Annotated in this window: 7 protein-coding genes; 2 read left to right on the top strand and 5 right to left on the bottom strand. The window is 62.9% G+C overall.

Going from position 1 to position 9,992, the window contains the following annotated elements; genetic code table 11:
* Positions 1 to 45 precede the first annotated feature (45 nt).
* Both ptsP and JHD64_RS19980 read right to left on the bottom strand, forming a co-directional pair.
* Positions 46 to 2,559: a phosphoenolpyruvate--protein phosphotransferase gene (gene ptsP, locus JHD64_RS19985; RefSeq protein WP_199055270.1), complete on the bottom strand. Its 2,514-nt coding sequence runs from the start codon at positions 2,557 to 2,559 to the stop codon at positions 46 to 48.
* 443 nt (positions 2,560 to 3,002) lie between these two features.
* Positions 3,003 to 3,392: a DoxX family protein gene (locus tag JHD64_RS19980; protein WP_059287071.1), complete on the bottom strand. Its 390-nt coding sequence runs from the start codon at positions 3,390 to 3,392 to the stop codon at positions 3,003 to 3,005.
* A gap of 132 nt (positions 3,393 to 3,524) precedes the next feature.
* Here JHD64_RS19980 and JHD64_RS19975 point away from each other — a divergent pair, with 132 nt between their 5' ends.
* Positions 3,525 to 4,442, top strand: a complete 918-nt coding sequence (locus JHD64_RS19975; protein WP_059287070.1) for a LysR family transcriptional regulator — start codon at positions 3,525 to 3,527, stop codon at positions 4,440 to 4,442.
* Between the two features lie 31 nt (positions 4,443 to 4,473).
* Here the strand turns inward: JHD64_RS19975 and JHD64_RS19970 are convergent, their stop codons facing one another.
* Entirely contained in the window at positions 4,474 to 5,772 is a 1,299-nt protein-coding gene (locus JHD64_RS19970) for a dicarboxylate/amino acid:cation symporter (RefSeq protein WP_059287069.1), read from the bottom strand.
* Positions 5,773 to 6,110: 338 nt separating this feature from the next.
* Between JHD64_RS19970 and JHD64_RS19965 the strand changes: the two genes are divergently transcribed.
* A complete protein-coding gene (locus tag JHD64_RS19965; protein ID WP_199055269.1) occupies positions 6,111 to 7,085 on the top strand; it encodes a DNA-binding protein in 975 nt (324 codons plus the stop codon).
* Positions 7,086 to 7,095: 10 nt separating this feature from the next.
* On the opposite strand, the gene JHD64_RS19960 is transcribed toward JHD64_RS19965, so the two are convergent.
* Both JHD64_RS19960 and JHD64_RS22535 read right to left on the bottom strand, forming a co-directional pair.
* A complete protein-coding gene (locus JHD64_RS19960; RefSeq protein WP_045846629.1) occupies positions 7,096 to 7,701 on the bottom strand; it encodes a MarC family protein in 606 nt (201 codons plus the stop codon).
* A 136-nt stretch (positions 7,702 to 7,837) separates the two neighbouring features.
* A partial coding sequence (locus JHD64_RS22535) for a THUMP domain-containing protein (protein WP_370540991.1) occupies positions 7,838 to 9,992 on the bottom strand: 2,155 nt, incomplete at its 5' end.

Below are 9,992 nucleotides of genomic sequence, written 5' to 3'. Positions count from 1 at the left end.
GGGCCAGCACCGTCCGGGCCAGCCGGACGGCAGGTTTCATTGCGCTTAACGCGCCTGTTGCGCCAGATGGGCGCGCACTTCTGTCACGGTGGAAAGCGCCAGCACCTGCTGCGCCAGCGCACGGCATTCGTCCATGCTCCAGCGCGCCAGTGTGGCCTTGACGCTGGCCACCGCCGGGGTGCTGACCGACAGCTCGGTCACGCCCAGACCGACCAGCACCGGCGCCGCACGTTCGTCGGACGCCAGGCCGCCGCATACGCCCACCCACTTGCCGTGGGCACGGGCACCGTCGCAGGTCATGGCAATCATCGCCAGCACGCCCGGATGCAGGGCATCGGCCTGCTTGGCCAATTGCGGATGGCCGCGGTCCATCGCCAGTACATACTGGGTCAGGTCGTTGGTGCCGATGGAGAAGAAATCCACTTCCGGTGCAAAACGCCCAGCCAGAATGGCGGCCGACGGTACTTCCACCATGATGCCCACCTTGACATCGGCATGGCCGCTGGCGGCTTGCTCTTCCGCCAGAATGGCCTTGGCGGCGCGCAGCTCGTCCAGCGAAGCCACCATGGGGAACATGATGTGCAGGCGGGTGAGCGGTGCGGCTTGCAGAATGGCGCGCAGTTGGGTGCGCAGCAGGTCCGGACGGTCCAGGCTGACACGGATGCCGCGCAGGCCGAGGAAGGGGTTGTCTTCCTTGGGCAGCGGCAGGTAGGGCAGCGGCTTGTCGCCACCCACGTCCAGCGTGCGTACCACCAGCGGGAGATTGCTGCCCAGCTCGCGGGCCACCGCGCAGTATTCGGCAGCCTGCTCGGCTTCCGACGGGGCGGTGTCGCGGTTATCAAACAGGAATTCCGAACGCAGCAGGCCCACGCCTTCGGCACCGGCTTTTACCGCTTCGTGCGCATCGGCGGCATTGCGGATATTGGCCACCACTTCGATACGGCTGCCGTCGCTGGTCTGGCCCGGCTGCTGCGACATGGCCTGTTCGGCGGCGCGACGTTCAGCCAGACGGGCGATGGCGGCTTCGGCTTCGCTCTTCTCGGCGGCGGTAGGGGCAATGTTCAGCGTGCCGGCCGTGCCGTCCAGAATCACTTCACGGCCATCTTGCAGCGCCAGTGCCGCTTGCGAGATACCGCAAATGGCCGGAATGCCGAGCGAGCGGGCCAGAATGGCCACATGGCTGGTGGCACCGCCGGTACGGGTGCAGAAGCCCAGTACCTTGTCCGGGTCCAGCGCCGCGGTGTCGGATGGGGCCAGGTCCTCGGCAATCAGGATGGAACCGGCGGGTACGTCCAGCTCGGCTTGCTTGACGCCAGCCAGCAAGGCCAGCACGCGGCGGCCCACGTCGCGGATGTCGTTGGCGCGTTCACGCAGCAGGGCGTTGTCCTGCGCTTCCAGACGGGCGGAATAGGCACTGAAGGCGGCACGCCAGGCCCAGGCGGCGGACTTGCCATCGGCCAGGCTGGCATAGGTCAGGGCCAGCAGGTCCGGGTCTTGCAGCAGTTCCTGATGCATGGACAGGATGGCGCGCTTGGCCTGGTCTTGCAGCTGGGCCTTGATGGCTTCGATCTGCTCGGCCGCTTCTTCGCAGGCACGGGTGAAGTTTTGCTGTTCCACCACGCCGGCGGCACCGGCTTCCACTACGTCGAATTCTTGCAGGCGATGATGGAAGATACGGCCAATGGCGATGCCGGGCGAAGCACCCACGCCAGCCAGTACGCCGGCGCTGTCCTGCTGCAGCGGCTGGGCAGCGGCCGGGGCCGGAGCCGCCGGGGCTTCGTCCAGGCTTTCGCCGCAACGGTCCAGCAGCAGTTGCGACAGTTCGGCAATGGCGGCGGCGGCATCGCTACCGGTGGCCAGTACCCGCACCTGATCGCCATTGACCGTGGCCAGACCCATGATGCCGACTACCGATTTGGCATTGGCCACCTTGTCGCCCAGCTGCAGCTGGATATCCGCGGCAAAGCGTTTGGCGGCGCTGGCAAATACCGCAGCCGGACGGGCATGCAGGCCGGCCGGGTTGCTCAGGGTGATGGTTTCCGAGCTCAGGCTTTCACCTTCGGCCTGGCTGGCAGCGGCGGCGGCGCCTTGCAGCTCCAGCGTCATGATGATGCTTTTGCCGGCTTCGACCAGACCGCTGGCACAGGTGAGTTTTTCCACCACTTCGCCATTGGTGATGATGATCTGGGTGAGCAGGCTTTGTGCGCGGCGCGCCACCAGGTCCAGGTCGAAATCGATCAGCGGCTGCCCCGCCTTGACTTGCTGGCCTTGTTCTACCAGCGGTGCAAAGCCTTCCCCTTTCAGCATGACGGTGTCGATGCCGATATGTACCAGCACTTCGACGCCGTTGTCCGAGGTAATGGTCAGGGCATGGTGGGCGGAGTGGATATTGCTGACCGTGCCGCTGACCGGGGCCAGCAGCGAGCAGGAAGTCGGGTCCAGGGAAATGCCGTCACCCACCATTTTGCCGGCGAATACCGGATCGGGGACGGTGTCCAGGGCAACCAGCCACCCGGAAAGGGGGGCGAGAATGTCCAGTCGTGGCGCGGGAGAGGCCATGTGAAACTCCTCAGGAGTTGATTGCAACAGTTATTTTATTACGAGCGATTGTTGGGGCAGGATTAAGCCGCAACTTAGCGCCAAAGGCAAGTGCCTATTCAGCCGATAGAACGCAAGAATATTGTTATTGCAGGATTAAACCTGTTTTTGTCCAGTGTTGTGTAGGCAGATTGCAACGTTGTTATCATGCCAATATTGTAATTTAGCTACAGCCTTGATGTGAAAGTGGCTTGATGGCCGTCAACAAAATAATCTGGCGTTGCTGCAGCTTTGCCACAGCTGGCGGGCCGGCGCGGGCGGGATGCCTGGCACAAGCATCAGCACTCCAGCATAACGGGATGCCGGGTGGCGACAAGTGCTGATGGTCTGGCGGAAGGACAAGTAAAAAGGGGCGATGCGCCGTATCTGGCGCATCGCCCCTTGTTGCTGCCGGCTCGACAGGATCAGGCTTGGCGGGTGTCTGCTGTGTCGCCCAGCAGGAACAGGGCCAGCGAGCTGCTGATCAGGAAGGCCGGATATTCCCAGCCGCCGTTCGGATTGGTAAACATCCAGCCATTGGCACCGTGCACCAGCACGATGGTGCCGGCCAGCAGCGGTACCAGGGCCAGTGCCACCCAGCGTGCCTTGATGCCGAGAATCAGCAGCAGGCCACCCGCCAGCTCGGCAGCCATCGACAGGTAGCCGACAAAGCCGGGCAGGCCCAGGCTGGAGAAAAACTGGGCGGTACCGGCCGGGCCGAACACGAACAGCTTGGTGGCACCGTGGGCCAGATACATCAGGCCCAGCGAAACGCGCAGGATGAGGGCGGACAAAGCGGGAGAGGTGGTATGCATGGTAAAGCTCCTGTAAGGGTGGCGCCGCGGGCCATCATGGGCCTGGCGTGTGCAGTGGGAGCATTGGACCATGGTCTTTCGGCTGAATAAATATGCTATAAATGAAGATATTGTTTACTGGGTGGAAATTATATGGACAGGTTTTCTGAAATTCGCGCCTTTGTCACCGTGGCCGAGCAAGGCAGCTTTGCCGCAGCGGCAGACCGGCTCGACCTGTCGCGCGCCATGGTGACCAAGCTGGTGTCGGCACTGGAAACGCGGCTGGGGGTGCGGCTGATGCATCGCACCACGCGGCGCTTGTCGCTGACCGAGGCCGGCGAAACCTATCTGGCCCAGGCGGGCAACCTGCTGGCCGAGCTGGATGATCTGGACGCACTGCTGTCGCAAGGTGCCAGCAAGGCCAGCGGCCGGCTGCGGGTGACCGCACCAGTGTCCTTTGGCATGCGCTTTTTGGGCGGTGCCATTGCCGGCTTCCAGCGCCAGCACCCGCAGGTGGAGGTGGAGCTGTCGCTGAACGACCGCAAGGTGGACCTGGTGGAAGAGGGCTTTGACCTGGCCATTCGCGTGTCCAATCTGGCGGATTCCTCGCTGATCGCGCGGCCGCTGGCCAAGGTGCGCGACCGGCTGTGCGCGGCACCGGACTATCTGCTGCGCCGCGGCGTGCCGCAGCATCCGGATGAACTGGCCGAGCATGACTGCCTGCTGTACACCCTGACCAGCCAGTCCACGGTATGGGAGTACCAGGGGCCGGATGGCAGCACTGGCCGGGTCAAGGTCAAGGGAGGCTTGCGCGCCAATAATGGCGACATCCTCACCAATGCCGCCATCCAGGGCATGGGCATCATCCGCCAGCCGGAATTCCTCTTGCAGCAGGCGCTGGCCGACGGCCGGCTGCAAACCATCCTGCCTGATTATCAATGGCTGTGTCTGGATGTGTCGGCGGTATACCCGGTGCGCCGGCATGTGCCAGGCAAGGTGCGGGTCTTCGTCGATCATCTGGTGGCATTTTTTGCCGAGCAAAAAAATAGCCCGTCCGGTGACGGGCTGTAAGACTGACTGAAAGGTCGAATCGTTTGCTGGCTTAATGCTTGGCCGGTACGGCATCCACTTCCGGCAGCACTTCACCGTTCAGCACGCGCTGCATGCGGTCGGTGTCCAGTGCCTTTTCCCACTTGGCCACCACCACGGTGGCCACGCCATTGCCAATCAGGTTGGTGATGGCGCGCGCTTCCGACATGAAGCGATCCACGCCAATCAGCAGCGCCAGGCCTTCCACCGGCAGCTTGCCGCCCAGGGTGGCCAGGGTGGCGGCCAGGGTGATGAAGCCACCGCCGGTAACGGCGGCCGCACCCTTGGAGGTCAGCAGCAGCACGCCGATGATGCCCAGCTCCTCACCCAGGCTCAGCTGCACATTGGTGGCCTGCGCGATAAAGATGGCCGCCATGGTCAGGTAGATCGAGGTGCCGTCCAGATTGAAGGAATAACCTGTCGGAATCACCATGCCCACCACCGGTTTGGCGCAGCCCAGGTGTTCCATTTTTTTCATCATGCCCGGCAGGGCGGATTCGGACGAAGACGTACCCAGTACCAGCACGATTTCTTCCTTGATGAAGGCGAGGAATTTGAAAATGCTGAAGCCGTTGAAACGGGCGATGGCACCCAGCACGATAAAGACGAAGGCAAAACAGGTGAGGTAAACGCAGGCCATCAGAAAGCCCAGCTGCTTGAGCGAACCCACGCCGTATTTGCCGATGGTGAAGGCCATGGCACCGAAGGCGCCGATGGGGGCCAGCTTCATCAGCATGTTGATCACGCCGAACAGCGCATGCGAAAACTCGTCCAGCATGGCAATGACCGTCTTGCCGCTATTGCCCATGCGGGTGAGCGCCAGGCCCAGCAATACCGAGAACAGCAGCACCTGCAGGATTTCACCGCTGGCAAAAGCACCCACCACGGTATCCGGGATGATGTGCATCAGGAAGTCCACGGTATTCATGTCCTTGGCGCCGGCGGCGTACTTGGCCACCGATTTGGCATCCAGCGTGTGCGGGTCCACATTCAGCCCGGCACCCGGCTGCAACAGGTTTACCACCACCAGGCCGATCACCAGCGCAAGAGTGGTCACCACTTCAAAGTACAGCAGCGATTTGATGCCGACCCGGCCTACTTCCTTCATGTCGCCCATCTTGGCAATGCCCACCACCACGGTGGAAAAAATGATGGGCGCAATCATCATCTTGATCAGCTTGATGAAGGCGTCACCCAGCGGTTTCATCTTGGCGGCGGCTTCCGGATAGAAGGCACCCATCAAGACGCCGATGGTAATGGCAACCAACACCTGGAAGTACAGGCGTGAGTAAAGCGGTGTTCTGGCTTGCATGTCTGGTCTCTTGTTCGCAGATGTTCGGATATCGAGCGTTGTGCCGGACCCTGCAGGGTCCTGTTATATCTAACATCCTAGCAAGCGATCGGTTGCCAGCTAATTGCTGATATCCCTAAGCTGGCGTGTCATGCCATAGGCAGCTTCCGGTTTGCGCCAGAACCAGTTGGCAGCCGTGAGTGTTCGCTGCAGATAGTTATTACTGTTACTCTCAATGGTTTATCCGGTGTGCAAGATGATGGCCGCGGCGGCCAGCCTGCATCCCGGCCATGGGCGGTGCTGCCCACGGCGGCGGCAGTGCGCTCATCCTGCGTGTGGTCAGAGAAAGGGAAAATTTCATGAGTCAGGCAGCCATCATTCCTGCGGATGTACGTGAACGTATCCACCAGCTTGCGGCCCTGCTGTATGAGCAACATCACCAGCAATGTTTTCCGGTGCTGGCTGATGTGTGCCGGCTGGGCGGGGTGGACATGAATGTCGCCAGCCAGCTGTTCATGGAGTGGCGGATGAGTCAGCAGGTCAATATTGCCCCCTTGCCACAGCGCCTGCCTGGCGAACTCAGGGAGCTGGCCGGGCTTGTTGTCGACCGTACCTGGCAGCAGGCGCAGCAGCTGGCCAATCAGTATGTGCAGTCAGCACAGGCCGCCTGGCAGGACGAGCGGCAGGAACTGCTGGCCGAGCAGCGCGATCTGGCCTTGCTGTGTGAACAACAGGCGCAGGAGCTGGACGCAGTCCGGCAGCATTTGAGCAAGGCGCTGCTGCACGATGCAGCAGTGCCGCAGCCCGCAGCAAGCCAGTGGGCGCAGCCTGAACGGGCCCAGGACGAGCTGCTGCGGCGTTTGCAGCAAGAGCTGGCCGAGACGCGTCAGGCGCTGGCGGAGTCGGAACAGGCTTTGTACCGCATGCGGGAGCAAGCGCAGCCTGCGCCAGAGCCGCTGCCCCCGGATGACCGGGTAACCACATTGCAACAGGAAGTGCATGCCTTGCGCAGCCGTCTGGCACAGGCCGAGCAGCAGGCAGACCAGGCAGGACAGCAGCAGCTGCAGGCACAAGACGCAATGGACGCGCTGCAACACCAACTGGGGCAAATGCAGGAGGAACTGCGCACTCTGCGCTCCGACAAGGAAAGTGCCTACCGCGCCGTGGCCAATCTGCGCCAGCAACTGCAGCAACTCAAGCAGATAAAGCAGGAGACACCGCAGGAAGAGGAGGAAAGGCTGGCGCGGCTGAAGGCGCTGGCGTTCAGTCCCAGCCTGCCCAGCCAGCTGGCGCCCGATGCAGAGCCGGCTGAGCAAATATGGAAGGCCCGCTAGCCGCCAAGGCTCAGTGGAACTGGCGGATATAGGAGGCGACGCCGCCAAGCAGCATCTCGATGGAAATGGCGGTCAGGACCAGGCCCATCAAGCGTTCCAGCGCGGTGATCGCCTGCTCGCCCAGCAGCTTTTGCAGGCGGCCGGAAAACAGGAACACCACGGTGGTCACCAGCATGCAGATGGTGAGCGCGCCTATCCACTCCAGCATGCGCGCCGGCTCGCGGGTGGACATCAACAGCACGGTCGCCATGGCCGAAGGCCCGGCAATCAGCGGAATGGCAATCGGCACGATAAACGGCTCGCCATGCATCTTGTCGCTGCCAAACACGCTGCCGCCCTCGCTGGGGAAAATCATCTTCAGTGCAATCAGAAACAGAATCACCCCGCCCGCCACCTGCATCGACTGGTCAGTCAGATGCATCACGTCCAGAAAATTGCGGCCGAAGAACATGAAGGTCAGCAGTACCAGAAAGGCAATCAGGCATTCACGGTAGACCACCTTTTTACGCCTTTCCGGTTTGACCTGTTTGAGCGCGCTGATGAACAGCGGGATATTGCCCAGCGGGTCGGTAATCAGGATCAGCAAGACCGTGGCGGAAATGAAGGATGTTTGCATGGTGGTGTCGACGTGTTGGTCAGTAAGGCATTCTGCCGCTGGCAGATTTTATTTTAGTTGCTGCCGGCCAAGGGATGCGGGCAGTAAAGCAAACAAGCCCGGCAATGCCGGGCTTGTCGTATTCGGCAGACGCAGTTTATTCGGCGTCAGCCACGCCGCTTGTGTCACCGTCCGTGACCGGTTTTTCGCGGCGGGCGCTGCCAGCCACCATGGGAATGGCAAACAAGCGGCAAGGTAGCGAGCCGTTGAACAGCGGAGTGCGGCGTTTGACCGACAGGTGGATCAGGTCGGACAGGCGCAGGTCGCCGGTAAAGAAGTGGGCAGTCCAGCCGGCAAAGTGGGCTTTCAGCCAGTCACCCAGCTGCGGGTACAGTTCAGCCAGCGCGTCTTGCTCGTCCATGCGCACGCCATAGGGCGGGTTGGTGACGATAAAGCCGCTGTCGGCAAACGGACGTGCTTCCAGGATGTCCTGTGCCTGCAGCTCGATGGCATCGGCCAGGCCGGCACGTTGCAGGTTGGCACGGGCCACCGGCAGCATGTTGCGGGCGCGGTCGCTGCCTTTGATCGCCAGATCACGTACCGGCAACTCGGCGGCGCGGGCTTCGCTCAGCAGCGCTTCCCAGGACAGGGCGTCAAATTCGCGCAGGCGCTGGAAGCCGAAGCGGCGTTTGCGGCCCGGTGCGCGTTTGAGCGCGATGTCGGCGGCTTCCACCAGGAAGGTACCGCTGCCACACATCGGGTCCAGCAAGGGCTGGCTGCCATCGTAACCGGCAATCAGCAGAATGCCGGCCGCCAGGTTTTCCCGCAGCGGCGCTTCGCCGGTTTCCTCACGCCAGCCACGCTTGAACAGCGGCTCGCCACTGGTATCCAGATAGATGGTGGCATGGTCGCGGGTGAGGAAGGTGTGGATGCGCATGTCCGGTTCGCGGGTGTCCACATTGGGACGACCGGCATTGGCCTGACGGAAGCGGTCGCACACGGCATCTTTCACCTTGAGCGAAACAAAATCCAGGCTGCGCAGTTGCGCGCCGATGGCATCGGTCTTTACCTTGATGCTGCGCGATACATCGAACCAGCGTGGCCAGTCGATCTGCATCGCCAGCTGGTAGATGTCGCTTTCCTGCTGGTAGCCGCCCTCGGCCAGTTTCAGCAGCACGCGGCTGGCGGTGCGGCTGTGCAGGTTGGCCTTCATCATGATGTCGGCGTCGCCATTGAAGGCCACGCCACCATCCACCTTGCTGACATTGCTGGCACCCAGCGCATTGAGTTCGGCGACCAGCGTCATTTCCAGGCCGCGCGGGCAGGGCGCGAACATGGCCAGCTGATTGTGGCGCAGGCCGGACAGGGCATACACCGACTGCGCTGCCGGCTTGCCGCTCCAGGCCGGCTTGGCGCTGTCACCGTGCTGGCGGCTGTCGTGCTGGCGCGGTGCGCGCGGGTCGCGCTCCATGCGGCGGTTATTGTCGAAGGGCTTGAGGCTGGACGGGGAGTTGCCGCGCTCGCGTGCTTCCCAGCTGCGTTCATTGCGGGCATCACGCCGCGGGCTGTCCTCGCGCTGGAAGCGCGGCTCGCGCGGTGCGCTCTCGTCACGGCGTTCTGCCGGTTTGGAGAACAGTTTGCGCGGTGCATTTTCTGCTGCCGGCTCGTCACGACGGAAGCGGTTTTCCCGCTCGGCGCCTGGCGGCGGCAGGATTTCCGGGTCGTAATAACTGGCTGCATCATGGCGCGGGGCTTGCTCACGCGGCTGTTCGTCACGGCGGAAACGATTGTCACGCGGCGCGCTGTCATCAGCACGCCCGGCAGGTTTGGAGAACAGCTTGCGCGGTGCGTTTTCTGCTGCCGGTTCGTCACGACGGAAGCGGTTTTCCCGTTCAGCGCTTGGCGCCGGCAGGATTTCCGGGTCGTAATGACGGGCGGCATCGTTGCGCTCGAAGCGGCGCGGCGCCTGTTCACGCGGCGGCTCGTCGCGGCGGAAGTGCTTATCACGCGGTGCGCTGTCCTCACGACGCTCGGCCGGCTTGGAGAACAACTTGCGCGGGCCTTGTTCTACTGCTGCCGGAATGGTCGGCGTGGCGGCCGGCGTGTCGCCTTCCACATGACGCGGCATAGGCGGCTTGTGCTCGATCTGGCGATCCGGCTGGCTGTTCAGCGGTTTGCGGCCGGACGGGCCACGGTCGCGCTGATAGCTGCGTTCGCCTTCCGGGCGGCGCGATTCATGCAGATCGCCACGGCTGTCGGCCGGGTGCAGGCTGCGCGGTGCCGAGGCATCGCGTTCGCGCGGCGGGTAGGGC

Source organism: Aquitalea sp. ASV15 (genome assembly GCF_016429115.1).
In the GTDB taxonomy this organism is placed as follows: domain Bacteria; phylum Pseudomonadota; class Gammaproteobacteria; order Burkholderiales; family Chromobacteriaceae; genus Aquitalea; species Aquitalea magnusonii.
The sequence above is the reverse complement of the archived record's forward strand: the minus strand, read 5'-3'. Positions and strand labels throughout refer to the sequence as shown.